Genomic DNA, 25,204 nt, shown 5'->3' with positions numbered 1-25,204 from the left:
GTTCGGGGGCCGGCCCCCGACGGGGTCTGGGGCGGAGCCCCAGGGGATGGGAATGGGTAGGGGCGGCGGGGGCGAAAGCCCTTTTGCTCAGATATGACGCTTCAGCGGGACTGCGCTCCGGGCCCGTTGGTGTTTACGTGGTGTTGGACTTTGTTGGATCCGTCGTCACGGAGGTGTGCGTCATGCAGGACGCGGCGCTGCGGTTGAAGGCGCTGATGGAGCAGTTGCTGGGGACTCCGCTCCAGGTGCGGATTCGCGCCTGGGACGGTTCGGAAGCGGGTCCGCCCGACGCCCCGGCACTCGTCGTACGAAACCGCAGGGCCCTGCGCCGGCTGCTGTGGAAGCCCGGCGAACTGGGCCTGGCCAGGGCCTGGGTCGCCGGCGACCTGACAGTGGACGGCGACCTGTACGCCGCCCTCGACCAGATGGCAGAGCTCGTGTGGGACCGCGGGGAGGATGCCAGAAGCCTGGGGGAGGCCCTGCGGGACCCCGAAGTACGGGCCGCGGTGCGCGGACTGGTGAGGATGGCGGGGGCGCCGCTGCCGCCCGCCCCGCCCCGTGAGGAGGTGAGGCGGCGCACCCACCTGCACACCAAGCGCAGCGACAGACGCGCCATCAGCCACCACTACGACGTCGGCAACGACTTCTACGAGCTCGTTCTCGGGCCGTCCATGGTCTACTCGTGCGCCTACTGGGAGTCCGCGGACGCGACCCTCGAGGACGCCCAGCGCGACAAGCTCGAACTCATCGCCCGCAAGCTCGACTTGAAGCCCGGGATGCGGCTGCTCGACGTCGGCTGCGGCTGGGGTTCGATGGCCATCCACGCGGCTCGCGAGCACGGCGTGAGCGTCGTCGGCGTCACGCTGTCGCAGGAGCAGGCCGCGTACGCCCGTAAGCGCGTCGCCGGAGAGGGACTCACCGACCGGGTCGAGATCCGCGTCCAGGACTACCGGGACGTCACCGACGGTCCGTACGACGCGATCTCCTCCATCGGCATGGCCGAGCACGTCGGCAGCGAGCGCTACTTGGAGTACGCGCGGACCCTGTTCGCCCTCCTGAAACCGGGCGGACGGCTCCTCAACCACCAGATCGGCCGTCGTCCGCGGCGCGACGAATCTGCGTACGAGGTCGACGAGTTCATCGACGCGTACGTGTTCCCGGACGGCGAGCTCGCGCCGATCGGCGGGACCGTGACCCAGCTGGAGAACGCCGGGTTCGAGGTGCGGGACGTCGAGTCGATCCGTGAGCACTACGCGCTCACCCTGCGCCAATGGGTCGCCAACCTGGAGGCGGACTGGTCGCACGCGGTCCGCCTCACCAGCCCCGGCCGGGCCCGCGTCTGGCGTCTCTACATGGCGGCCTCGGCCCTCGCCTTCGAACGCAACCGCATCGGTGTCAATCAGGTGGTGGCGGTCCGGACTCCCGAGTCCGGTGCGTCCGGGATGCCCCTGAGGGCTCGTACCTGGAACTGACGCTTTGGAGAACCGATCCATGAGTTGGGGCCCCGTTCCTGGCGGAACGGGGCCCCAAGTCGCGTACGGCTGCGGCAGGTGCGTACGGCTGCGGCTATTCGGACTTGATCGCCGTCAGCATGTTCAGGCGTGCCGCCCGTCGTGCCGGCCACAGCGCCGCGAGGACGCCGACCGCCGCCGCGAGGAGCAGGAAGACGGCCATCCGGCCCCAGGGCAGGACCAGTTCGTACGTGGGCATCTTGCCGGCCAGGAGCTCGCCGGCCGCCCAGCCGAAGAACACGCCCAGGCCCACGCCCAGTACGCCGCCGAAGAGCGAGATGACCAGGGACTCCAGGCGGACCATCCGCTTGATGCCCTTGCGGTCGAGGCCGATCGCGCGGAGCATGCCGATCTCCTGCGAGCGCTCGAAGACCGACATGGCGAGGGTGTTGATGACGCCGAGGACGGCGACGATGACGGCCATCGCCAGCAGGCCGTACAGCATGTTCAGCATCAGTGTGAACATCTGCGCGATGTCGTTGGAGACGTCCTGCTTGTCCTGGACCTGAATGGCCGGATTGTTGCCGAGGGCCTTCTCCAGCCTGTCCTTGGTCGCGTCGGACGGGCCGCCGGCGGTCTTCAGCATGACCTGCATGTCGGCCGGGTCGTCGTCCGTCTGGTGCGGGGCGAGGGTCGCGGTGTCGAGCATGATGCCGCTCATCAGGTCGTTGCCCTCGTAGACCCCGGCGACCGTCAGCTGCTGCTTCTTGTCGTCCTCGTACGAGACCGTGAACGTCGAACCGGCCTTCCAGCCGTGCGACTTGGCCGTCTCCTCGTCCACGACCACCTGCGTGCCGCCGACCTTGAAGGAGCCGTTGTCGACCTTCAGGTCGGTCAGTTCGCCGATGGTGGAGCCCGTCACGCCGGTCAGGTACTCGGTCTCGCCGTCGATGCGTGAGGGCGCGTTGCGCAGCGGGCTGGTGGCGGTGACGCCGTCGGTCTCGCCGAGCTTCTTCTCGACGTCGGGCGAGAGGGAGTTGAAGTTCGCCATGGAGACCACGTAGTCCGCCTTCAGCGAGGCGGTGGCCATGTCGTCGATCGACTTCTGCAGGCTGCCCGCCATGACCGTCATGCCGGTGATGAGGGTCAGGCCGATCATCAGGGCCGAGGCGGTGGCGGCGGTGCGGCGCGGATTGCGTACGGAGTTCTGGCGGGCGAGCTTGCCCGAGACGCCGAAGATGCGCAGGACCGGGGCCGCGGACGCGATCAGCGGGCGGGAGAGGAGGGGGGTGAGGATGAAGACCCCGATGATGAGCAGGACCGCGCCGAGACCCATCGGGGCCTGGCCGTCGGTGCCGTCCATCGTCGTGGCGTAGAGGACGACGGTGATGCCCGCGGCCGCGAACAGCCCGCCGAGCGTGTTGCGCAGCACCAGCGACTTGGTGGTCGCCGCCGCGTGCACGCTGCTCATCGCGGCGACCGGGGAGATCTTCGCGGCGCGGCGGCCCGGGAGCCAGGCGGCGAGCATCGTGATCAGGATGCCGACGGCGAACGACGTGACGATCGTGCCCGGAGAGATGATCAGCGGTCCTGCCGGAACGGTGGCGTCGAGCGTGCCCATCAGAGCACGCAGGCCCGCGCCGATGCCGATGCCGGCGATCAGGCCCGTGACGGCGGCGACCGCGCCGACCAGGAAGGCTTCGAGGAGGACCGAGCGCGTGACCTGCTTGCGCGAGGCGCCCACCGCGCGCAGCAGGGCCAGTTCCTTGGTGCGCTGGGCGACCAGCATGGTGAAGGTGTTGGCGATGATGAACGTGCCGACGAAGAGCGCGATGCCGGCGAAGACCAGCAGGCTGGTCTTGAGTCCGCTCATCTGCGACTCGATCATCGCGGCCTGGTCGTCGGCGAGTTGCTGACCGGTCGTGGTGTCGGCGACGTCCTCCGGGACGACCTTGTCGAGGTTGGTCCGGAGGGCCGTCTGGCTGGTGCCTGGGGCGGCCTTCACGTTGATCTGGTCGTACGTACCCGTCTTGTGCAGGAACAGCTGCTGTGCGGTGGCCGTGTCGAAGAGGGCGAGGCTGCCGCCGGCGCTGACGTTGCCGTCGTCGGTGGTGAAGACGGCGGTGATGGTGGGCGTGAGGACCGGGCCGTCTATCGAGAGCCGTACGGTGTCGCCGACCTTGTAGCCGGCGCGCTTCGCTGTCTCCGAGTCAATGGCGACCTCGTTCTTGCCGGTCGGGGCCTGGCCGCTCTCCAGGGGGTAACGGGGGTCCTCGGTTCCCCAGTAGTTCCCGCCCTGCGACTGGAAGCCGCCGCCGATCAGCTTGCCGTTCTTGTCGGCGATGGCGGTGAAGCCGGTGACCACGCCGATGGCCGAGTCCGCCCCCGGCGTCTTCGCGGCCTTGTCCAGCAGGGCCTGAGTCAGCTCCGGAGTCTTGCCGATCTTGTCGCCCTCGTCCGGGGCGCTTGTCGGCTCAATGGCGACGTCGACCTGGTCGAAGCCCTTCGCCGAACTCTTCTGGTACGCGTCCGAGATGGTGTTGGTGAAGACCAGAGTGCCGGACACGAACGCCACGCCGAGCATCACGGCGAGCACGGTCATCAGCAGCCTGGTTTTGTGCGCGAGTACGTTGCGCAGGGCTGTACGGAGCATTGTCTTCCCAGTCCAGGTGTACGAGGTCGGGAGGCTTGGGGGTGGTGGGTGTTTGCCTGCGGGCCGTCTGTGGCTTGTCGCGCAGTTCCCCGCCCCCTGGGGGCGCATCGGTGGGCCGGGGCCGCGCCTCTTTGGGGGCGCGGGGAACTGTGCGACCAGCCCCGCCGGCCCGCGGCTTCAAAACGGCCAACCAGCGGAGCTAACTCGTGCGGCCTTTGGCGTCGAACTGCTTCATGCGGTCCAGGACCGCGTCCGCCGTGGGGCCCTGGACTTCGTCCACCACGCGGCCGTCGGCCAGGAAGATGACGCGGTCGGCGTAGGCGGCGGCCACCGGGTCGTGGGTGACCATGACGACGGTCTGGCCGAGCTCGCGTACGGAGTTGCGGAGGAAGCCCAGGACCTCGGCGCCCGAGCGGGAGTCGAGGTTTCCGGTGGGCTCGTCGCCGAAGATGATGTCCGGGCGGGAGGCCAGGGCGCGGGCCACTGCGACGCGCTGCTGCTGGCCGCCGGAGAGCTGCGAGGGGCGGTGGGAGAGGCGGTCGGCCAGGCCCACCATCTGGATCACGGTGTTGAGCCACGCCTTGTCCGGCTTGCGGCCCGCGATGTCCATCGGGAGGGTGATGTTCTCCATGGCGGTCAGCGTCGGCAGGAGGTTGAACGCCTGGAAGATGAAGCCGATCTTGTCCCGGCGCAACTTGGTGAGCTGCTTGTCCTTGAGGGAGCCGAGTTCCGTGTCGCCGATGCGGACCGAGCCGGAGGAGAACGTGTCCAGGCCCGCCACGCAGTGCATCAGCGTGGACTTGCCGGAGCCGGAGGGGCCCATGATCGCGGTGAACTCGGCCTGCCTGAAGTCGACGGAAACCCGGTCCAGGGCGACCACCTGGGTCTCCCCCTGTCCGTAGACCTTCGACAGTTCTGTGGCGCGGGCGGCCACTGTGGTGGTCCGGTCGGCGAGGGGGGTCGTGGTCACGGAGGGTGCTCCTTGTCGGTACGACGACGAGTGGGGACGACCGTTCCATCGTCGCCGCCGATCGGCGCCCTGGAGTCACCCGCTGTTCCGGTTCCGAGGACAGTCTTGGGTCGGACCGCGCTGCCCCGGGTCATACCTGGGTATGAGGCCCGCCCCTGAGAGGGAATCGGTGGCGGTTCTGTGGACGCCGCTCGTTCGGGCGGTGAAATCACGTCATTCCCCATACGCCGTCGAACTGGGCTCGAAGGGCATTTGGCAAGTGCGTATGGCCCGTACCGCGTGCTGATGCACCCTCAGACGTCAATAAAATAAGACAACATCGGTCCGCCCGTCGACTGTTCGGGGGATGTGTCCCGATAGGCTCGGAGTACTGGACGCGGAGCCCATGGCCTGCCCGGATGGTGGAATGCAGACACGGCGAGCTTAAACCTCGCTGCCCCTCGCGGGCGTACCGGTTCAAGTCCGGTTCCGGGCACCTCCGATGCACGGCGGCTGACCTGCCGGAACGGCGGGTGCCGCCGTCATACTTTTGTCCCTCGGGAGCGCGGTGGGAGCGCGGACCCTTGCCTTCATCTCATGGAGTGCGTAACCACCCGAAAAACCCTCGTCGGTGACGTCGCCGGCTAGCAACTGAAGTGACGTTCGGAGGCGGGGTCGTCGCCGAGCGTCGCAGCGGAAAAGCGGGCGCTTTGGCGACACGCCCTCGACGGAGGGTTTTAGACGAACCGTCAATGGCGGCGGGCGGCAGTGGCCCCTCGGGGGTGGATGAAAGGCCGCGGCCGCATCGCCGATGACGGCACGGGAAGCGACGAGGGCGAGTAATAGCGCTTCGAGCGGTACGCCGTCGAGTCGGGCAAGCCGCGTCAGTGGCTGGTGAGTTCGCCCGTGAGCTTGCCGTGGAGGTCGGCGCTGGGATCGTTCAGGCCGATGATCTCCACCGTCTTGCCTCGCTGGGTGTACTTGGTCTCGATGGCGTCCAGGGCGGCGACCGAGGAGGCGTCCCAGATGTGGGCGGCGGACAGGTCGATGACGACCTTGTCGGGGTCGGTGGCGTAGGCGAACTGCGTGACCAGGTCGTTGGAGGAGGCGAAGAACAGTTCGCCGGTTACGGAGTAGACGACCGTGGTGCCGTCGGGGTCGGTGACCGCGGTGACTTCCGCGAGGTGGGCGACCCGCTTGGCGAAGATGACCATCGCGGTGACGGAGCCGACGACCACGCCGATGGCGAGGTTGGAGGTGGCGACGACGCAGGCGACGGTGACGACCATGACGGTGATCTCCCCGGCGGGCATCCGCTTGAGGGTCTTCGGCGCGATGGAATGCCAGTCGAAGGTAGCGAAGGACACCATGACCATCACGGCCACCAGAGCGGCCATGGGGATGTCCGAGACGATCGGGCCGAAGACGATGCACAGCACCATCAGGAACGCGCCGGCCAGGAAGGTGGACAGGCGGGTGCGGGCGCCGGACACCTTCACGTTGATCATCGTCTGGCCGATCATCGCGCAGCCGCCCATGCCGCCGAAGAACCCGGTGACGATGTTCGCGATGCCCTGGCCGATGGACTCGCGGGTCTTGGAGGAGTGGGTGTCGGTGATGTCGTCGACCAGCTTGGCCGTCATCAGCGACTCCATCAGGCCGACCAGCGCCATCGCGAGCGCGTAGGGGGCGATGGTCGTCAGGGTGTCCAGAGTGAAGGGCACGTCGGGCAGTCCGGGCACCGGAAGGGAGGAGGGCAGGTCGCCCTTGTCGCCGACGGTCGGGACCGCGATGCCGGCCGCGACCGTGATCACGGTGAGGATCACGATGGATACGAGCGGGGCCGGGATCACGGTGGTGACCTTCGGGAAGAACACCATCAGGGCCAGGCCGCCGATGAGCAGCGGATAGACGGCCCACGGCACGTCGTGCATCTCCGGCACCTGGGCCACGAAGATCAGGATGGCGAGGGCGTTGACGAAGCCGACCATCACCGAGCGCGGCACGAACCGCATCAGCCTGGCGACGCCGAGCGCGCCGAGGACGATCTGGATGACGCCGGCCAGGATGACGGCGGCGACCAGGTGGCCGAGGCCGTGCTCCCGGTTGAGCGGGGCGATGACCAGGGCGACCGCGCCGGTCGCCGCCGAGATCATCGCGCGGCGTCCACCGACGATCGAGATCGTCACGGCCATCGTGAACGAGGCGAACAGGCCGATCGCCGGGTCGACACCGGCGATGATCGAGAACGAGATCGCCTCGGGGATCAGCGCGAGGGCGACGACGAGTCCGGCCAGGACCTCGGTGCGCCACACCTTCGGATCGGACAGCCAGTCGGGGCGCAGGCCGCGCAGCCGTGCGGCGGGGGACACAGCGGAGGAAGACAAGGGAAACAGGGACCTGTCGTGCTCGGGCACACCCATGGAGTCGACGGGCGGGGCGTGCGGGAAGGGTGCGGAAGGCCGGGGCGGCCTCCCGCGGACGGCCCGCTCGGCGGGCCGGGAGTCTTCACGGCGGACAGGACCGGTACGAAGACGCGGGGGCGCCTTCGGCCCCGGATGCGGCAGGGAGCGGGCCGCGAGCCCGCACGGGCGAGGTGAGGCACCGGGCGCCGACCCTCGCCATCGGCGACTCTACCCTAACGTTAGAGTAGGGATAGGCGGGGCTGTCGGGACGCGGCAGCCCCCGTAGGTGAGAAGGGCCGGGATCGCGGGCATGGACAGCAGACACATGCAGATCGGCGAGGTCGCCGCGCGCACCGAGCTGTCCCTGCGCACCATCCGCCACTACGAGGAGACCGGCCTGGTCATCCCCTCCGCCCGCTCTCGGGGCGGCTTCCGCCTCTACACCGAGACCGACGTCGCCCGCCTGATGGTCATCCGCCGCATGAAGCCCCTCGGCTTCACCCTGGAGCAGATGCGGGACCTGCTGGCGGCTACCGACCGCCTCGACTCCGGCGAACTGGACACCGGTGAGCGCGAGGCGCTGCTGGAGCGCGTGCGGACGTTCGAGAGGGCCGCCGAGGAACAGGTCGAGAAACTCCGCGTCCAACTGGCCCGAGCGGAGGACTTCGCCGCCACCCTCCGCGGCCGCCTGGAGGAGCCCGCTCCCGCCGCCCGGCCCTGACCGGCCCCGTCCCGGCGCAGGGTGGACCTCCGGGACGGAGATGGTCGCCTTCCCACGGGCGAGGGCCCGGCTTGGCAGCGCAACCGTTGACAGTGGGTCCGACCCGGCGCAGACTCACGCGAGGAAGTGGTGAATAAAACTTCACTACACGAACAGAGGACGCGAAGGGGCGTGCCGATGCGTACCACCGTCGGGATCATCGGGGCCGGGCCGGCCGGGCTGTTGCTGGCGCGGCTGCTGCACAACGCGGGGATCGAATCCGTCGTGCTGGAGAGCCGGGACCGGGCGTATGTGGAGCAGCGGCAGCGGGCCGGGATCCTGGAGCAGGGGACCGTGGACGTGTTGCGGGCGGCCGGGGCCGGCGAGCGCATGGACCGCGAGGGGCTGCGACACGACGGCATAGAGCTGCGGTTCGATCGCAGGCGGCACCGGGTCGACTTTCCCGGCCTCACCGGCGGCCGGTCCGTGATGGTGTACGCCCAGACGGAGGTCTGCAAGGACCTCATCGCGCTCCAGCTCAAGGAGGGCGGCCCGCTGCTCTTCGAGGCCGAGGCGCTGGCCGTCGAGGGGGCGGAGGGGGAGAGCCCTCGGGTGCGGTTCCGGCACGAGGGGCGTGAGGACGTTCTGGAGTGCGAGTACGTCGTCGGGTGCGACGGATTCTGGGGGGTGGCCCGGGGAGCGATTCCCGAGGAGCTCACCCAGGTCTTCGAGCGGACGTATCCCTTCGGCTGGCTCGGCATCCTCGCCGATGTGCCGCCCTCGCACGACGAACTCGTCTACGCCCGCCACGACCGCGGCTTCGCCCTGCTCTCCATGCGCTCCCCGTCCGTATCTCGGCTCTACCTCCAGGTGCCCGAGGGCGCGGAGGCCGAGGAGTGGAGTGACGAGGAGATCTGGGACGAGCTGGAGCGGCGCTTCGAGACCGATGACGACTGGCGGCTCCAGCGGGGGCCCATCACCGCCAAGTCCGTTACTCCGATGCGGAGTTACGTCCACGAGCCGATGCGCCACGGACGGCTCTTCCTCGCCGGGGACGCCGCCCACATCGTGCCGCCGACGGGCGCCAAGGGGCTCAATCTCGCGGTCGGGGACGTCGTCACGTTCGCGCGCGCACTCGTCCACCTCCGGGAGACGGGGTCGGCGGAGCGGCTCGACGCGTACTCCGAGACGTGCCTGAGCCGCGTCTGGCAGGCCGAGCGGTTCTCGTACGCGATGACGACCCTGCTGCACCGCTCGCCCGACGCGACACCCTTCGAGGACCGCATCCAGCTCGCCCGCCTGGAGCGCATCGCGTCCGCCCGCTCGGCCGAGCAGGACCTGGCCGAGGGCTACACGGGTTTCCCGTTCGACTGATCCGCCGATCCGCCGACAACTGATCCACGAACGGGGGAACCGGAGGGGTCCGTACCGGCGTTGTAACGGTGCTGGGAATGCCGGGTTGAACCCTGGTGTTCCCGGTCACAAGAGGGGAAAGATCCTCCCCAGGCACTAGAGGCATTCTTTTGCCTACCCATTACTCTTGAGCCAAGGCCGCGCAGGGTGGCCATGGAGGAGTGAAATGAGGAGCAGTAACCCGGTCTTCTCGCGACGGGGGTTCAGCCGCGACAACGGCTACGCGGGCTTCAACGCGGCGCCGCAGGCCGGGGGCCCCGCTGTCGGTACGCAGGGGAACCCGTACGCACAGGGCACCCCGTACGCCCCGCAGGGCGGCAACCCGTACGCGCAGAATCCTTACGCTCAGAACCAGTACGCCCCGCAGGACCTGCAGCACGGAGCACCGCCGCAGGCCCCGCCCGCCGCCGGCCGCATGACGATGGACGATGTCGTCGCGCGTACGGCCATGACACTCGGCACGGTCACCGTCGGTGCCGTCCTCGCCTGGGCCCTGCTGCCGGTCACGTCGACCAGCTTCGGCCTGGCGATCGGCTCCGCGCTCATCGCGATGGTCTTCGCACTGGTCCAGGCCTTCAAGCGCAAGGCCTCGCCCGCGCTGATCCTGGCCTACGCGGCTTTCGAGGGCGTCTTCCTCGGCGTGGTCAGCGAGATGTTCAACAGCAGGTGGTCCGGCGCGCCCTTCCAGGCCGTGCTCGGCACCATGGCGGTCTCCGGCGCCACCCTGCTCATCTACAAGGCGGGCTGGATCCGTGTCACCGCACGGTACGCGCGCATCGGCATGGCCATCGCGATCGCTTTCGTCCTGGTCATGGCGGTCAACCTGCTGCTGGTCGTCTTCGGTGTCGCCGATGACGGCGGGCTGCGCAGCATGGGCCCGCTCGGTGCGATCGTCGGCATCCTCGCGATCGTCCTGGGTGCGTTTTTCCTGACCCTCGACTTCAAGCAGATCGAGGACGGCATCGCCTACGGAGCGCCCCGCGAGGAGGCGTGGCTGGCCGCGTTCGGCCTGACCATGAGCCTCGTGTGGATCTACCTGGAGATGCTCCGCCTGGTCGCCATCTTCAGCGGCAACGACTAGCCGGCGACGACTGGTCGGGGCCGGTAGGCATCGACCGGGAGTGACTGAAGGGCCCGCGAACTCCGGTTCGTGGGCCCTTCGTCGTCTGATGCGATTCGTCTGATGCGATGTGCTGTCCCTGGTGCGCGCTCAGAGCAGTTTGCGCGCGGCCCTCCTAAGGTCGTACTCGTGAATGATCGCTTTGGCGTGGCCGTACGCCAGGTCGTGCTCGGCGCGGAGCCAGCTGACCTTCTCCTCGAAGCGGAAGAGGGCGGGGCCTTCGTCGACGGTGCGCAGCCAGTCGGAGACCTCACGACCGGTGCAGTGGGGGATTCGAGCGAGCAGGTTGCGATGGGTCTCCTCGGAGAAGACTTGGGACATCGGCGCCTCCGGACGCATGGGATGTAAGCCGGTCCTTCAAGTCACCGTGCCTGAGCGTTGGCCCGTTGGCAACACTCCAGGTCGGACGCGTAGGGTCAGCGGGTGCTTGATACGACGCCTTTGACGCGGGCCGTGGATCACTTCGCCGACCGGTTGCGGGCCGCTCCGCAGAGCCGGCTGCAGCGGAGCGCTGCCGCGGAGGCGCTGGGGCTGGCCAGGGAATTGGCACTGCGTGCCCAGCGCCTTGAGGACCCCTCGGGGGAGCCTCGGGAGATGCCGGATGCGGGGATGTTCGCGGCCGCCGATCAGATCACTGTCGCCGTGCACGATCTGGCGCTCGTACTGAGGAGCGAGGATGAGGTCGTGGAGGCTGTGCGGCTTGTGGAGGAGGCGCAGAAGCGGGCGGGGGTTTGACCGTTCGCAGGCGGGCTGCGGGCCGGTGGGGGCTTGTCGCTCCCCACTCTCGGCTTCTCCCCCACTCTCGGCTTCGCTCGAGCGGGGGGACCCCCATGAGCGGGGGGACCCCCATCGCGGCGGAGCCGCATATGTCACAGCCCCGCGCCCCTGACGGGGCGCTCATGCGGGGCTTTTTCGCTACAGGGACGCTATGACTCGGTCCGCCAGGATGTAGATGTTCTCCTCGCCGCACGCGAAGGTCAGCGCGTACGCGCCCGAGACGCCGGAGCCGCCCAGAAGAACCGGGGTCTCGCCGTCGCGGAGGGCGGCGGCCAGCTGCTCGGCGGTTTCGCGGTGGCCCGGGGTCATGCAGAGCGTGGTGCCGTCGGCGAAGACGTAGACGTCGAGGGTGCCGAGCGGGCCGGGGCGCACGTCCGTCAGTTCCGTACCGGAGCCCGCCAGTTCCTCCAGGCAGGCCACCGTACGCTCATGGTCGTTCACGACCGGTGACTGGACCGGCACGAAGTCGGGGTGCGAGGGGTGGCGGCGGCGGGCCGCGGCCAGCTCGGCGGAGTCCCCGGCGAACTCGTCGCTGTCCGAGTGCGGCTCGGTCACCGGCTCCAGGTGCTCCAGGCCCGCGAAGTCCGACTGCCGGGGCAGGAAGAGTTCGCTGTCCGGCAGGCCGAGCAGCGTGGGGGCGTCAGAGGCGTCACGTGCCTCCTGGGCGGCCCAGAAGGCACGAGCCTCGGCAAGCTCCCGCTCCCGCTCTTCCGCGAGCGCCTCGGCCACGGCAGCGCGTATCTCGTCGGCGTTCGCGGAGGAGCGGGCGGCCGGTACGCGGCCCCGCACGGCCATGGCGTGGCTCGCGGCGAGTTCTATGTGCAGTTCCGCGACCTGTCGGCGCAGTGCCTGCAGGGTGCGCAGAACCGCAACGCCCACAGCCGTTGTCGTGGTGGCTGTGGCGAGCAGCAGAGCAAGAGGCATGGTGCTCACTGACGTACTCCCGGTTCAAAGTCGACCCCCGACTTCCTACATCAGCTTGAAGGGCGGACTAACCAGCTGTCAGTGCGTAACGTCACGAAAGGGACAGGACTTTGAGTCCGGGTTTTGGTTGCGTAACGGCTCTGACCTGCGTAAATCGCTCTTCAGGGGGAGATAGGTCACATCCTGGGGGAGATTGGATCACAAATCGGCCCAGAGCCCAGGTGCTGGCGGGGCTCCGGGCCGGTTCGGTCACGCTGGGTTCAACTGCGGTTACGGACAAGGGTGTAGGGGGCTCGGGTCAACGGCCTAGCTGAGGCGCTCGATGACCATCGCCATGCCCTGGCCGCCGCCGACGCACATCGTCTCCAGGCCGAACTGCTTGTCGTGGAACTGGAGGCTGTTGATGAGCGTGCCGGTGATGCGGGCGCCGGTCATGCCGAAGGGGTGGCCGACCGCGATCGCGCCGCCGTTGACGTTCAGCTTGTCGAGCGGGATGTTCAGCTCGCGGTAGGAGGGGATCACCTGCGCGGCGAAGGCCTCGTTGATCTCGAACAGGTCGATGTCGTCGACGGTGAGGCCGGCGCGGCCCAGGGCCTGCTTCGACGCCTCCACCGGGCCGAGGCCCATGATCTCGGGGGAGAGGCCGGTGACACCGGTCGAGACGATCCGGGCCAGTGGGGTCAGGCCGAGCTCGCGGGCCTTCGTGTCGGACATGATCACGAGGGCGGCGGCACCGTCGTTCAGTGGGCAGCAGTTGCCCGCGGTGACCAGGCCGTCGGGGCGGAAGACGGGCTTGAGACCCGCGACGCCCTCCATGGTGACGCCGGGACGCGGGCCGTCGTCCTTGCTGACCACCGTGCCGTCCGGGGTCGTCACCGGGGTGATCTCGCGCTCCCAGAAGCCGTTCTTGATGGCTTCCTCGGCGAGGTTCTGCGAGCGCACGCCGAACTCGTCCATGTCCTGGCGGGTGACGCCCTTGATGCGGGCCAGGTTCTCCGCGGTCTGGCCCATCGCGATGTACGGGTCGGGGACGAGACCGTCCTCGCGCGGGTCGTGCCAGCTCGAACCCTCGCTCTGTGCGACCTCCGCGGTGCGGGCCTCCGCCTCGGCGAAGAGCGGGTTGTGCGTGTCCGGGAGGCTGTCGGAGTTGCCCTTGGTGAAGCGGGAGACCAACTCGACGCCGGCCGAGATGAAGACGTCGCCCTCGCCGGCCTTGATGGCGTGCAGGGCCATGCGGCTGGTCTGGAGGGACGAGGAGCAATAACGGGTGATGGTGCAGCCCGGGAGGTGGTCCATGCCCATCTGCACGGCCACGATCCGGCCGAGGTTGTTGCCCTGCTCGCCGCCGGGGAGGCCGCAGCCGAGCATCAGGTCGTCGATGTCGGTCGGGTCCAGCTCCGGGACCTTGGCGAGGGCCGTCTGGATGATCGTGGCGGTGAGATCGTCCGGGCGCAGATCCTTGAGTGAGCCCTTGAAGGCACGGCCGATGGGGGAGCGGGCGGTCGAGACGATCACGGCTTCGGGCATCACGGCTCCAAGTGGGAAGGGGCGGCGCGTAGCGCCTCGTTGAGGGGCGGTGGTCGGGTGGCGGGCGGGATTTACGGCGGTGTAAGCGGACCTGTGTGGGAAGTTACCCGTACGTATGGTGAAGGTCACGGGTGTCGGCGTGTGACTAGGGCCGCACTTTTCTAAGCGCTTGCTTTTTCGCCCCCGCACGGGACGTGAACAGGGGCGGCGGGGCGAGGAAAACCGCACCCGGCCTCAGGCAGACGGCTCCGTTGCGGGCGTCGGCGTCGGGTCCGTCGCCGGGACCCGCCGGCGCCGGCGGCGCTTGAGGAGGGCCCACGGCCCCCGCGGGCCCGTGGGCATCGCCGCGGTGACCTCCGTGCCCGCCTCCGACGCGGCCTCCGCGGCCGCCCGCGCGACCGGCAGGAAGCCCTCGCGGCGGGAGACGTCCGGCCGCTCCTCCTCGGCGGGCCAGAGGCCGAGCGCCGCGCAGACCGTCGGGAGAACCGCCATCGCCGCCGTCGCGTACCCCTCCGCAGAGGGGTGGTAGTTGTCGGGGCCGAAGAGCTCGCGCGGGTTCGCCAGGAACTCGGGGCCGAGGAGGTCGCCGAGGGACACCGTCCGCCCGCCCTGCTCGACCGTACCGATGGTCTGCGCCGCCGCCAGCTGCCGCGAGGCCCGCCGGGCCAGCCAGCGCAGGGGCTGCTGGACGGGCTCGATGGTGCCCAGGTCGGGACAGGTGCCGACGACCACCTCGGCGCCCGCGGTACGCAGCCGGCGTACCGCGGCGGAGAGGTGACGGACCGACCGCGTCGCGGGCATCCGGTGCGTCACGTCATTCGCCCCGACCATGATCACGCATACGTCGGGGACCCTGCCAGGGTCCCCGAGGGCCAGTGCGACCTGGCGGTCCAGGTCGTCCGACTGGGCGCCGGGCAGGGCCACGTTCCGCAACTGCACCGGACGCTCGGCCACCGCCGCGAGCCCGGAGGCAAGGAGGGCCCCCGGCGTCTGCCGGGCCCGGTGCACGCCCTGACCGGCGGCGGTGGAGTCACCGAGCATGGTCAGGCGCAACGGCTGTCCGGCGCCGGCGTACCCATACCCGTACAACCCGTCCGCGCTCGGCGGATGCGGACTGTGCCCGTTGCCCACCGTCCGCTTGGCCAGCTGCACCTCGGCCAGCACGACACCCACGGTCGCCGCGCCCAGCAGCCCGATCCCGCCGCCGCCGTACGCCGCGCCCGCGGCGATCCGCCGTGCCACCCTCGCCCTCGACAAACTCGACATGCGAAGCCGCCACCTCCTCGTAGCCGTACAACCAGTGCTTGCCCCGTACAGACCGTGGCCCAATCTCAACAGGACGTGAACGACCTGGACGGGGCTTAGGCTGGCGGAACCACCCCGACCACTTCTTTTTCAGCTCCGGAGACAACGGTGCAATTCCACGACTCGATGATCAGTCTCGTCGGCAACACCCCGCTGGTGAGGCTCAACAGCGTGACCGCCGGCATCCAGGCGACCGTCCTCGCGAAGGTCGAGTACTTCAACCCGGGCGGCTCCGTGAAGGACCGCATCGCCCTGCGCATGATCGAGGCCGCGGAGCAGAGCGGGGCCCTCCAGCCCGGGGGCACGATCGTCGAGCCGACCAGTGGGAACACGGGTGTGGGCCTCGCCATCGTGGCGCAGCAGAAGGGGTACAAGTGCATCTTCGTGTGCCCCGACAAGGTGAGCACCGACAAGATCAACGTGTTGCGGGCCTACGGGGCCGAGGTCGTCGTCTGCCCTACCGCCGTTGACCCCGAGCACCCGGACTCGTACTACAACGTCTCCGACCGGCTCGTACGCGAGACGCCCGGTGCCTGGAAGCCCGACCAGTACTCCAACCCCCACAACCCGCTCTCGCACTATCACTCCACCGGCCCCGAGCTGTGGGAGCAGACGGACGGGCGGATCACCCACTTCGTGACCGGTGTGGGGACCGGCGGCACCATCTCCGGGACGGGCCGGTACCTGAAGGACGCCAGCGACGGGAAGGTCCAGGTCGTCGGTGCCGACCCCGAGGGGTCCGTGTACTCCGGCGGGTCCGGGCGGCCGTATCTCGTCGAGGGGGTCGGGGAGGACTTCTGGCCCACCGCCTACGACCGGACCGTCGCCGACGAGATCGTCGCCGTGTCCGACAAGGACTCCTTCCAGATGACGCGGCGGCTCGCGAAGGAAGAGGGGCTGCTGGTCGGCGGCTCCTGCGGGATGGCCGTCGTGGCCGCACTTCGGGTTGCCGAGCGGCTCGGGCCGGACGACGTCGTGGTCGTACTCCTCCCCGACAGCGGGCGCGGGTACCTCAGCAAGATCTTCAACGACGAGTGGATGGCCGACTACGGCTTCCTCGAGGACTCCGGGCCCAGCGCCCGCGTCGGTGACGTCCTCAGTGACAAGGCGGGCGGCTCCATCCCGCAGCTCGTCCACATGCACCCGGACGAGACGGTCGGCGAGGCGATCGAGGTGCTGCGCGAGTACGGCGTCTCGCAGATGCCGATCGTGAAGCCCGGCGCCGGACACCCGGATGTGATGGCCGCCGAGGTCGTGGGCTCCGTGGTCGAACGGGAGCTGCTCCAGGCGCTGTTCACCCAGCGGGCCTCGCTCTCCGATCCGCTGGAGAAGCACATGTCGGCGCCGTTGCCGCAGGTCGGCTCCGGAGAGCCGGTGGGCGACCTGATGTCCGTACTCGGCGCCAACGACGCGGCGATCGTCCTCGTCGAGGGCAAGCCCACCGGGGTCGTCAGCCGGCAGGACCTGTTGTCCTTCCTGGCCAAGAGCGGGCACCAGTAGAAACTTCAGCAGTAGAAACTTCACCAGTAGAAACTTCGGCTCCCTTCTCGGCCGTGCCCGGCCGAAGTCGTGCACTCGGCCGGTCACACCTTGTCGCGCTCCCGACGTGGGCAGCGCTGTGAGGTGTGGGCCGGGTCCAGCAAGACGACCGCCTCGCTGATCGCGGCGAAGCCGTACCCGGTCCCGGATCCCGCCGAGCAGTTCGACGGGATCCGGGACCGGTGCGTTTGCGCGCGTCGACCTCGCGGCGCGGCACGAAGGTGGTCACCAATTCGGTGTGAACACACAATCTCGCCCGCCGAGGGATAGCCGCGGGTGGCTCATCGCGTCGTGATGGTTGCCAAGAAGGGGAGGGTCGATGGAGGCCTCGAGTCACGACGAGTTCCGGGAGTTCGTAGCGATGCGCTCCACCGCTCTGCTGCGGCTCGCGGTGCTGCTCACCGGCGGGGACCGGCATGCCGCGGAGGATCTGCTGCAGATCGCGCTGATGAAGGCCTACGGGCGCTGGGCGCACATAGAGCAGCCCGAGGCGTATGTCCGCCAGGTCATGTACCGGCAGCAGGTCAGCCGCTGGCGGCTGCGCAGGCATCGCGCCGAGACGACGGTGCCCGTACTGCCCGAGTCCGGCACGGACGCCGACGCCGAGTCGGGATCCGAGCTGCGGATCGCGCTGTGGGCGGCGCTCGGCCGTCTGTCGAAGCGGCAGCGGGCCGTGGTCGTGCTGCGCTACTTCGAGGACCTGCCGGAGGCCGAGGTGGCGGCGCTGCTGAAGTGTCCGGTCGGCACGGTGCGCAGTACGGCGTACCGGTCGCTCGCCAAGCTCCGGCTGCTCGTACCGGAGCTCGGGCCCGAAGTGCCCGCGGAACAGGTGCAGCCGCTCAGCTATGCGTCGAAGGAGGTCCAGGGATGACAACGGAGCAGGTGGAGGAGAAGGTCCGGGAGACGCTGCACGCGGTCGCCCTGGACCAGGTGCGGGCGCCCGGGGACCTGGTCGAGAAGGTGGTGCGGCGGCGCGGTCGGCGCCGTTTCTCGCAGGTCGCGGGGGCGGCGGTGGCCGTTGCCGCGATCACCGTGGGGGCGGTGTTCGGCTTCGGGGGCGGTGGTGCGGCCGAGCAGGACCGGCCCGTGCGGCCGGCGGCTTCGCCGGAGGGCTGGAAGCCGTGGCAGAGCGACGCCTCGGGCGTCAGCGAGCGGGGCTGCCTGGTGGACGGTTCCGCGCTGTACTGCAGCGGGTCCAAGTACGACGTCGCGAAGCTCGACGCCAACACCGGCGAGCGACTGTGGACCATAAAGGTCAATCGCGAAGGCGACGGGCCTGACCACCCGTTCGCCGTGCGCGACGGCGTGGTCTACGCCTACCGCAATCACACCGCGGAGAAGCAGCCGAACGGGGACTACATGGGCGGTACCGATCTGATGGCGGTGGACGCCGACACCGGCGATGTGCTGCGGAAAGTCGAGATGCCGCAGGGCGACCGCACCGACCAGGCCGCCATGCTCATCGACGGTGCTGTGCTGGCGAACACCCCGTCGCTGCGAACGATGTCGGCCCTCGATCCGCTGACCGGTGAGGAGAAGTGGCGCCACACCTGGGACAAGGGCATCGTCTGTCAGCGGGCGGTGCTGAGCGGTGTGCCCTATCTCCTGTGCATGCGGGACGTCGAGAAGCCTGACGACACCGACGTCTTCCGTCTCGATCCCGCCACCGGAAGCGCCAGCAAGGTCACGACCGTCCCCGGCGCGCAGCAGCTCATCGGGACCTCGGGGGACCGGATGGTCCTGGTGGGAGTGAAGGACGCGGCCGGCAAGAACTTGCAGCTGACCACCATCAGTGGCTCCGGGGAGCGGACCTCACACCCCTACCGGGTCGAGGGAGGGCTGGCCGGCTCGGACGTCGTCGGTGATCGGTTGATCACCGTGTCCTGGAAGGGCAAGGTCTCGCTCTATTCACTGACCACGGGAAAGACCCAGTGGACCGGCCCAGTGGGCGTCGAGATGCCCGACAAGGACACGCCGGTGGGCATGCCGTCTCCCGTGGTGTCGGAGAAGCAGGGGGTCGTGTACTTCCTCAGCCCGACCGGCGACCTGTCCGGCCTCGATCTGCGCACGGGTGAGCAGGTCTGGCGCGGTCATGCCGGCACCGCCAGGCCGGAGCCGGGGCCCAACTACTGGGACACGCCCCAGCTCCTGCTCTACCAGGACGTGCTGGTCGCCGGGTACGGCAGCAAGATCGTCTCCCTTCTGCCGCGGACCGGCGACTGACCCGAAGGGCCCAGGCCGGGGCGGCACCCCGCCCCGGCCGATGGCCCAGGCAGTGAAACGATCTCGGGATGGCTGAGCCGCGGCGCCGGTTCGGGGTGCGATTCCTCCTCGGCGTGAACGAGCCGGAACGGCCTCGCGATATTCCGGTGAACTGCGGGCCCCGGCGCGGAACTTCCGGCGCGAGTGATCAACCGGGATCTTCGTGGAAGTGGTACGAGCGCGTCACGTCCACGCAGCACACGCTTAACACGGGTCCGGCACATTAGTGGATGTCGGCAGGGCGGGAGCGGCTCCCCGCCCCCGCCGGCACCGAAAACGGCGCCAAGGACCTCCGGAGCGGCTCCCGGACCTCCATGGACGCCTAGGACGCGCCAGCCAGGCCCTGACCCGGCCCGCGTCCCTCGCGGGGACCGCCGTCGTCCCGCCCCCCGGCAACGGGGGTGCGGCGGTTCCCGCGCAATGCTTACGAAGGCCCGGCACCTCAGAGGTGCCGGGCCCTTCTTCGCGCCTGAACCGGCGCCGCTCTCGCGTAGAGGGCTGCTCCCCGTCAGGGTTGCTCACTTGATGGTTGCGGCCGTCGTCGTTTGAGGGACGGGGTCAGTCTTCCCAGTCCGAGTCCGAGTCCGACTTGTGCTTGCGCCTGTCGAAGAGGTCCAGGGTGTTGCGCGCGGCCTGGACCACGTTGACCCCCACGATGCCGGCCCAGGCGACCAGAAGCCCGGGCAGATCGGCGACCCCGCCGCCGATCGCGGACAGGGGGATCGCGAGGACCAGCGAGACGATCCCGAAGCCGAAGCGCTCGCCGAAGGAATCTGAGGATCCCCGCGGGGAGCGCGTGCCCCGGGCCACCACCATCTGCTGTTCCGCGAGCTGGCGGCGCACCCGGCGGTCGACCGCGCCGGCCAGGCGCTGATCGACCTTCTCCAGGAACGAGTCGACCAGCGCGGACTCGTACTCCTCGCCCAGTTCCTTGCGCGCGTGCACGGTGGCGTTGAGTTCCTTCTTGAGTTCGGCGTCGCGGGCTTCCATACCGGTCATGGTGCTTACGGTAGGCAGCCGAGCGCCGATTGGCACTGGGGATAGCCCCCCTGTCCGCGCTGGGCCGCGCCCGACCCCGCGCTTCCTCACCTCGGGCGCGGCGCCGATGACGAGTTTGCCGGCCCGGCCGGGGGACCGGGTCCGCACCTGTCCGGAGACCGACTCGACGCCCGGCAGAGGTGGGTGGGGCATGGTCGAGCCTCCTCTATGCCTTCCCAGTGCCCTCCACAGTCAGCACGATCTTGCCAGTGGTACGGCCGGTCTCACCGAGGGTGTGGGCCTTGGCGGCCTCGGCGAGCGGGAAGGTGGCCTCGATGTGGGCGCGCAGGGCGCCGGTTTCGGCGAGGTCGGCGATGGCCTGCATGCCGGCGCGGTCGGCCTCGACGAGGAGGGACTCGTAGCGGACCCTCCGCTCGGCGATGTCGGCCAGCTCGTCGGGGCCGATGGGTGCTATCGGAAGGATCGAGACGAGTGTGCCGCCCGGGCGCAGGACGGCGAGGGAGCGGGCGCGGGCGGCGGTGTCCAACGAGACCGAGTCGAGGACCACGTCGATGTCCTTGACGGCCTCGGTGAAGTCGACCGTGTGGTAGTCGATGGCCTCGTCGACTCCCAGGGAACGCAGGAAGTCGTGCTTGGCGGCACTGGCGGTGCCGATGACGTACGCGCCACGGGACTTGGCGATCTGGACGGCGAGATGGCCGACGCCGCCGGCGGCCGCGTGGATGAAGACGCGCTGCCCGGGTTGGACGTCGGCGGTGTCGACGAGTGCCTGGTAGGCGGTGAGGGCGGCGAGGGGGAGGGCGCCGGCCTGGACGTGGTCGATACCGGCGGGCTTGTGGACGAAGGCGCGGGCGGGGGCGGTCACGTACTCGGCGTGGGCGCCGACCCCGTGGGGGTAGGGCAGCATGCCGAAGACCTCGTCGCCCGGCTTGAACAGGGTGACGCCGATGCCGACGGCCTCGACGACCCCGGAGACGTCCCAGCCCAGGATGAGAGGCAGGCCGTTGGCGGTCATGGGCTGGGCGCGGTTCCACCAGTCGGTCGGGTTGACGCCGGCCGCGCGGACGGCGACCAGGATCTCACTCAGCCCCGGCTCCGGCCTGGGAACCTCGACCTCCTTGAGCACCTCGGGGGAACCGTGGGTGTCCTGGCGGATGGCGCGCATGGTGGCGGTATTGGAGTTCGTCATGCGTCCAGCGTCGCTGCCTGCCACTCCTGGGCGCCATGGCGTAAATGCCAACTTTCAACGGGATCACGCCACGGCGCCAGGGCGGAGCAGGAGATCTACGAGCCACTGCCGGACGAGGCGGCGGCGCCTCGGATGTGCTGCTCGGCATCCAGCGGTGCGAGGGCGTCGCGGATGCCCTGTTCGAGGAGTTCGTCGGCGAGCTGCTGGTCGGTCAGGGCGCAGCAGTCTCTAGCACTCGGTAGACGGAGGGGCCGATGCCGCCCGGATGTCGTCAGCTGCCAAGGCGGCACTGAACTGCAAGACGTCCGAAGGACTCGCGAGAGACAGTCCCGTCAGCTTCTCGATGCGCCGAAGCCGCTGGGAGATCGTGTTCTTGTGAACGAAGAGCTCTTGAGCGGACACATCGGCGCGGCAATCCTTGGCCAAGTAGGTTCTCAGGGTGAGGACCAGGTCTGTCGAGCGCTCGAGATCGCTCCGGCGCAGAGCACCCAGCACGCGATCACTGAAACTCGCGACGGCCCTTTGGTCCTCCAGCTGGAGCAACAAGCCCAGCACCCCCAGGTCCTCGATGGTGCGAACCAACGGCGCCTGGGATCCGCCGAGTTCAAGCGCGCCTCGTGCCAACCGGAACGCCCTGGCCAGGTCTTCCGAACCGCTGGCCGGGGCCACCACTGCGTGTACCTCAGAGCCAATCGCGCCGTGCGTGAGGGTGGCAGCTATGTCCTCTGCGCCTTCATTGATCGGCCAGAGAGCGACCCAGTAGTCGCTGAGCCGGCCGCACACAAGGCGGGGTCGTCGGCTTGAAATGGATCGCATCCGGCGTCCGAGCGGCGAGTTGTCGGCCTTCGCGGCACTGCCTTCGCTTTGATCCCTCATCACGACTACCTGAACCTCATCGACGAGCAGGTTTGCTCGTAGTGCACGCTGCTGGGCCGCAGCGCGCCGCTCAGAGTCGCCTGAACAAAGATCCCCGATCAGATCGTCTCTGAATCGGGCTTCGGCTTCGGCCGCGGTCCGGTCGCGCAGAAGCAGGAGCGCGCAGACGGTCGCCGCGTGCTCCAGTGCGCGAGCGGCCATGTCGGGGTCGAGGGTCGCGCCAAAAGCCTCGATTCGTGCAGCTGTCTCGCCGTGCAGGAGAACCACTGCCGAGTTCGAGTCCTCCGGCGTCACGTCTTCGACCGAGTCGGAGCCCGCCTGCGCCAGCACGAAACCCGAGTCGTCGACGATCTTCAGGAACCCAGCGCCCACCATCTGCGCGGACTCGTGTGCAAGGTGGGCGAGATCCGAGTTGGTGAGCGCCACGTCGGTAAGGCGACGATGCAACTCCTGAGATCGCTCGTCCCGCGCCTGTCGGTCGCGTAGTTCCCTGTTGAGATCCTCGAGCTGATTCATTCGGCCGGTCTCCGCCTGACGGAGCCGGGTGATTTCGAGAGCCGCGCTCGCAAAATCCGTCAGGGCCTCGACCAGGTGGCGAAGTTGGGGATCCGGGTCCATGACCTCTCTGTTGTAACAGTTGAAGGTCCCGACGATCTGGTCGCCCGCTCGCAGCGGCACAGCCAGCAGCGTCCTATAACCCTGCGCCCTCGCTGGACCGGACCACTGAGTGAAGTCAGCATGCTGTGTGATGTCGGATACCCAAACAGAAACGCCGGAGGTATACGCCCTGCTGGAGGGCGACTCACTCCCGGTGCTACCAAGCTTCAACGGGTTCCGGGAGTTGATCTGTTCGACGTAGAAGGTATCCAAACCCGCCCAAGCACGGATGAGCAGTTGAGTTCTCGACTCGTCGGGGAGAAGAACTGCGCAAAAGTCGAAGCCGGTGAGCTGGCGCCCCACCGCGACCAGCCTCTGGTGCAGGTCTTCGGACGAACTCCCTGCCCCGGCCTGACGGGCCAGCAACTCGAGCGCCGCGATCCACACAGCGGTTGGCGTCACTTCGTGAGGCATCGGCTTGCTCAAGAGGTGCCCTCCAACCCGACGACTCGCATGCCATTGTCGCCCGTGATCCCGACTCAAGGGTATGACAGGAGTCGGCCTCGAGGGTGTGCTCATCCACACTCGATCGGCAGGGGTGAGTTCTCGCTGTCGAGATGTTCGACAGTCGTGAATACGAGATCGGCTTCACCCACGTTTTCGATGTCATGGAGCAGAAACTCGCCGTGCGTGAATCCGAAATGACGAGTATCGCCTGCTTCGTACTCCACGGCGCGAGTCGTTCCGTCGTGCGTGTGCTGAATGCTGCGGCCAGACGTGATAGCTGTCCAGAAGTAATCGAGTACGTGACGATGAGCGTGCCATCGTTCGCCCGGCGCCAGCCGAATCTCCCAGACCCGGACCCGGGGATCTTCGCTGAGCAGACGCGAACCCACATGTCCATCCTGCGCGTGAACGCGGAACTCTTCGATTAGCTCATCAGTCCAGCCGGCAAAGTCGCTGGCGATCAGTTCGCCTGCTAGAGGCAGATCAACGCTGCTCGCGATGGGCGCGTTTCGATCAGTCCGGGACCTCTCACCCATGATGCTTCCTCCGTCTCCGTCAGATGCCGGGCCCATAGAGACCGAACCGGAGTTCGGGATCCTCTGGGTGCCAGGAGTTGTCGAACTGTGAACGCTTGCCCATGGCCTGGACGCGCGACTCGAGTTGAGCGCTCAGGGCGAGTTGAATCGGCTCCCAGACCTGAAGGGCTTGCTCCAGGCCGCCGCCCGTCTTCTCGATTGCCGCGGCCAGATTCCACGCGTCGGCAGCGGCCTTGGCGGTGCCGGCCGCCGCGTGCGGGCGAGCGGCGCATGCGGCGTCACCGAGTATCGCGACCCGGCCTCGGACCATCTGTGCAGCGCGAATGTCATTGACGACCTGGACGTAGGGAGCGTCGCAGCGCAAAACAACCTCGGCCGCTGCGGGCGGTAGGTCGCGAGCTGCGTCGGTCTGCATCCGTTCAACCTCGATGTGCGGAACCTGGTCCGGATGCAATGACAGAACCCCGTCGGATGCGCCCCCGACGAACTGATTGAGTTGGCGTCCCGCCGGAACGTTGCGATACCAGACGAAGTTCATGAGCCTTTCGGTTGTGCCGTCTTTTATCGGGCTGGGCACGGGATACATCACGATGTGTGAGTCCGGCGTGAGCGCGTATGTCACGGAGTCCTCAAGAACCGCACTCGTTTCGCTGCTCAACAGACGCTCTGGCACGAGGCCGCGCCAACCGATGTAGCCGGAGTACCGGATGGGCGTGTTCGGTGATACGTACTGCCGGCCCACTGAGTTCACCCCGTCGGCGAAAACCACGAGGTCGCCGGTGGCAAAGCCGCCGTTGTCGAACTCGACGGTCGCAGTCGACGCGTCCTGAGCGACCGCCACGGCGCGGTGTCCGCGCCTATGACGTTCGGCCCCGAAGTCCCGCAGTAGCGCCGAGTGGAGGGTCGCCCACGAGCTGTAGGACCACTGCGCGTACTCGCGGTGGGCTACGTGATTGTCGCTGCCCAGGTACTGGACGAGATTTGTCGAGGTGGTGAGGCTCTCCAGCGCCTGCGTACTGCGTTCAGTGAACCAGCGGGTCGTGTCCGGCTGCAGCACGATGCCGCCGCCGCGGGAGTCGTCGCGGGTCGATCGCTCGAAGACGTCGACGTCCCAGCCGAGGTCGCGCAGCAGCAGCGCAGTTGTGAGACCGCCGATCGATCCTCCGACGACGACCGCCTTACGGGACTTGGGTTCGCGCATGCGTCGACCTCCCCGGTTGCGGGAGGCATCGGCGCACCTGCTCGATGCCTCGGGCTCCAGTCTCCGAGGGCGGTGCGAGCGATACTATGTTCGGGGCCACATTGCAGGCGACTTGTGGTGTGAGTGAGCACATGTCGCCGGGTCGTTCCACCGCGGCATTCTGGTCCGACCTCGATGTGGCGCGGCCAATCGAGCGGATGTCCTCAAGGACCCGTTCAGAAGGTCAGGGAAGATGAGCAGACTCACGAGCTCAACGCCGAACACTCACCTGGCA

General features: G+C 68.6%; 21 protein-coding genes and 1 tRNA gene. 10 read left to right on the top strand and 12 right to left on the bottom strand.

Features of this window, described 5'->3' with window-relative positions:
- Positions 1-182: 182 nt before the first annotated feature.
- Positions 183-1,472 carry a class I SAM-dependent methyltransferase gene (locus ACTWQR_RS40675; protein ID WP_443232284.1) on the top strand — a complete coding sequence of 430 codons (1,290 nt, stop codon included), beginning with the start codon at positions 183-185 and terminating at the stop codon, positions 1,470-1,472.
- A 94-nt stretch (positions 1,473-1,566) separates the two neighbouring features.
- Here the strand turns inward: ACTWQR_RS40675 and ACTWQR_RS40670 are convergent, their stop codons facing one another.
- Entirely contained in the window at positions 1,567-4,104 is a 2,538-nt protein-coding gene (locus tag ACTWQR_RS40670; RefSeq protein ID WP_443232283.1) for an ABC transporter permease, read from the bottom strand.
- Between the two features lie 199 nt (positions 4,105-4,303).
- Positions 4,304-5,074 carry an ABC transporter ATP-binding protein gene (locus ACTWQR_RS40665; RefSeq protein ID WP_443232282.1) on the bottom strand — a complete coding sequence of 257 codons (771 nt, stop codon included), beginning with the start codon at positions 5,072-5,074 and terminating at the stop codon, positions 4,304-4,306.
- 392 nt (positions 5,075-5,466) lie between these two features.
- Between ACTWQR_RS40665 and ACTWQR_RS40660 the strand changes: the two genes are divergently transcribed.
- Positions 5,467-5,549 (top strand) — tRNA-Leu (locus ACTWQR_RS40660).
- 388 nt (positions 5,550-5,937) lie between these two features.
- Here ACTWQR_RS40660 and ACTWQR_RS40655 read toward each other — a convergent pair.
- Positions 5,938-7,476 (bottom strand): SulP family inorganic anion transporter, encoded by a 1,539-nt coding sequence (locus tag ACTWQR_RS40655; protein WP_443232281.1) that lies wholly within the window; start codon positions 7,474-7,476, stop codon positions 5,938-5,940.
- A gap of 292 nt (positions 7,477-7,768) precedes the next feature.
- On the opposite strand from ACTWQR_RS40655, the gene ACTWQR_RS40650 reads away from it, so the two are divergent.
- The 3 genes from ACTWQR_RS40650 (at position 7,769) to ACTWQR_RS40640 (ending at position 10,652) form a co-directional block, all read left to right on the top strand.
- The gene (locus tag ACTWQR_RS40650) at positions 7,769-8,179 is read left to right on the top strand and encodes a MerR family transcriptional regulator (protein ID WP_443232280.1); all 411 of its coding nucleotides are present in this window, start codon (positions 7,769-7,771) and stop codon (positions 8,177-8,179) included.
- Between the two features lie 177 nt (positions 8,180-8,356).
- Entirely contained in the window at positions 8,357-9,532 is a 1,176-nt protein-coding gene (locus ACTWQR_RS40645; RefSeq protein WP_443232279.1) for a 4-hydroxybenzoate 3-monooxygenase, read from the top strand.
- Between the two features lie 205 nt (positions 9,533-9,737).
- Positions 9,738-10,652, top strand: coding sequence for a Bax inhibitor-1/YccA family membrane protein (locus ACTWQR_RS40640; RefSeq protein WP_443232278.1), 915 nt, complete (start codon positions 9,738-9,740; stop codon positions 10,650-10,652).
- Positions 10,653-10,781: 129 nt separating this feature from the next.
- Here ACTWQR_RS40640 and ACTWQR_RS40635 read toward each other — a convergent pair whose 3' ends face one another.
- Entirely contained in the window at positions 10,782-11,012 is a 231-nt protein-coding gene (locus ACTWQR_RS40635; protein WP_355779589.1) for a DUF4287 domain-containing protein, read from the bottom strand.
- A gap of 102 nt (positions 11,013-11,114) precedes the next feature.
- Between ACTWQR_RS40635 and ACTWQR_RS40630 the strand changes: the two genes are divergently transcribed.
- Entirely contained in the window at positions 11,115-11,426 is a 312-nt protein-coding gene (locus tag ACTWQR_RS40630; RefSeq protein WP_443232277.1) for a hypothetical protein, read from the top strand.
- Between the two features lie 180 nt (positions 11,427-11,606).
- Here ACTWQR_RS40630 and ACTWQR_RS40625 read toward each other — a convergent pair whose 3' ends face one another.
- The 3 genes from ACTWQR_RS40625 to ACTWQR_RS40615 all read right to left on the bottom strand — a co-directional run bounded on the left by ACTWQR_RS40625 (position 11,607) and on the right by ACTWQR_RS40615 (position 15,185).
- A complete protein-coding gene (locus ACTWQR_RS40625; RefSeq protein WP_443232293.1) occupies positions 11,607-12,392 on the bottom strand; it encodes a hypothetical protein in 786 nt (261 codons plus the stop codon).
- A 306-nt stretch (positions 12,393-12,698) separates the two neighbouring features.
- Positions 12,699-13,919 carry an acetyl-CoA C-acetyltransferase gene (locus tag ACTWQR_RS40620; RefSeq protein WP_443232276.1) on the bottom strand — a complete coding sequence of 407 codons (1,221 nt, stop codon included), beginning with the start codon at positions 13,917-13,919 and terminating at the stop codon, positions 12,699-12,701.
- Between the two features lie 234 nt (positions 13,920-14,153).
- Positions 14,154-15,185: an SGNH/GDSL hydrolase family protein gene (locus ACTWQR_RS40615; protein ID WP_443232275.1), complete on the bottom strand. Its 1,032-nt coding sequence runs from the start codon at positions 15,183-15,185 to the stop codon at positions 14,154-14,156.
- A 147-nt stretch (positions 15,186-15,332) separates the two neighbouring features.
- On the opposite strand from ACTWQR_RS40615, the gene ACTWQR_RS40610 reads away from it, so the two are divergent.
- The 3 genes from ACTWQR_RS40610 (at position 15,333) to ACTWQR_RS40600 (ending at position 18,986) form a co-directional block, all read left to right on the top strand.
- Complete coding sequence (locus tag ACTWQR_RS40610) at positions 15,333-16,724, top strand: cystathionine beta-synthase (RefSeq protein ID WP_443232274.1); 1,392 nt, start codon at positions 15,333-15,335, stop codon at positions 16,722-16,724.
- A 358-nt stretch (positions 16,725-17,082) separates the two neighbouring features.
- Complete coding sequence (locus ACTWQR_RS40605) at positions 17,083-17,634, top strand: SigE family RNA polymerase sigma factor (RefSeq protein WP_443232273.1); 552 nt, start codon at positions 17,083-17,085, stop codon at positions 17,632-17,634.
- Positions 17,631-18,986 carry an outer membrane protein assembly factor BamB family protein gene (locus tag ACTWQR_RS40600; protein ID WP_443232272.1) on the top strand — a complete coding sequence of 452 codons (1,356 nt, stop codon included), beginning with the start codon at positions 17,631-17,633 and terminating at the stop codon, positions 18,984-18,986. Before ACTWQR_RS40605 ends, ACTWQR_RS40600 begins: the two co-directional genes overlap by 4 nt.
- 597 nt (positions 18,987-19,583) lie before the next feature.
- On the opposite strand, the gene ACTWQR_RS40595 is transcribed toward ACTWQR_RS40600, so the two are convergent.
- Positions 19,584-20,015, bottom strand: a complete 432-nt coding sequence (locus ACTWQR_RS40595; protein ID WP_443232292.1) for a hypothetical protein — start codon at positions 20,013-20,015, stop codon at positions 19,584-19,586.
- Between the two features lie 214 nt (positions 20,016-20,229).
- Positions 20,230-21,189, bottom strand: coding sequence for an NADP-dependent oxidoreductase (locus ACTWQR_RS40590; protein ID WP_443232291.1), 960 nt, complete (start codon positions 21,187-21,189; stop codon positions 20,230-20,232).
- Positions 21,190-21,257: 68 nt separating this feature from the next.
- Between ACTWQR_RS40590 and ACTWQR_RS40585 the strand changes: the two genes are divergently transcribed.
- The gene (locus ACTWQR_RS40585) at positions 21,258-21,455 is read left to right on the top strand and encodes a hypothetical protein (RefSeq protein WP_443232271.1); all 198 of its coding nucleotides are present in this window, start codon (positions 21,258-21,260) and stop codon (positions 21,453-21,455) included.
- Here the strand turns inward: ACTWQR_RS40585 and ACTWQR_RS40580 are convergent.
- From ACTWQR_RS40580 to ACTWQR_RS40570, 3 genes are all read right to left on the bottom strand, one after another.
- Positions 21,442-23,172, bottom strand: a complete 1,731-nt coding sequence (locus ACTWQR_RS40580; protein ID WP_443232270.1) for a helix-turn-helix domain-containing protein — start codon at positions 23,170-23,172, stop codon at positions 21,442-21,444. The genes ACTWQR_RS40585 and ACTWQR_RS40580 overlap by 14 nt on opposite strands.
- Positions 23,173-23,261: 89 nt before the next feature.
- Positions 23,262-23,729: a hypothetical protein gene (locus tag ACTWQR_RS40575; RefSeq protein WP_443232269.1), complete on the bottom strand. Its 468-nt coding sequence runs from the start codon at positions 23,727-23,729 to the stop codon at positions 23,262-23,264.
- A gap of 19 nt (positions 23,730-23,748) precedes the next feature.
- A complete protein-coding gene (locus ACTWQR_RS40570) occupies positions 23,749-24,930 on the bottom strand; it encodes an FAD binding domain-containing protein (protein ID WP_443232268.1) in 1,182 nt (393 codons plus the stop codon).
- Positions 24,931-25,204 lie beyond the last annotated feature (274 nt).

This window comes from Streptomyces sp. 2A115 (assembly GCF_052245575.1).
Taxonomy (GTDB): domain Bacteria; phylum Actinomycetota; class Actinomycetes; order Streptomycetales; family Streptomycetaceae; genus Streptomyces.
The sequence above is the reverse complement of the archived record's forward strand: the minus strand, read 5'-3'. Positions and strand labels throughout refer to the sequence as shown.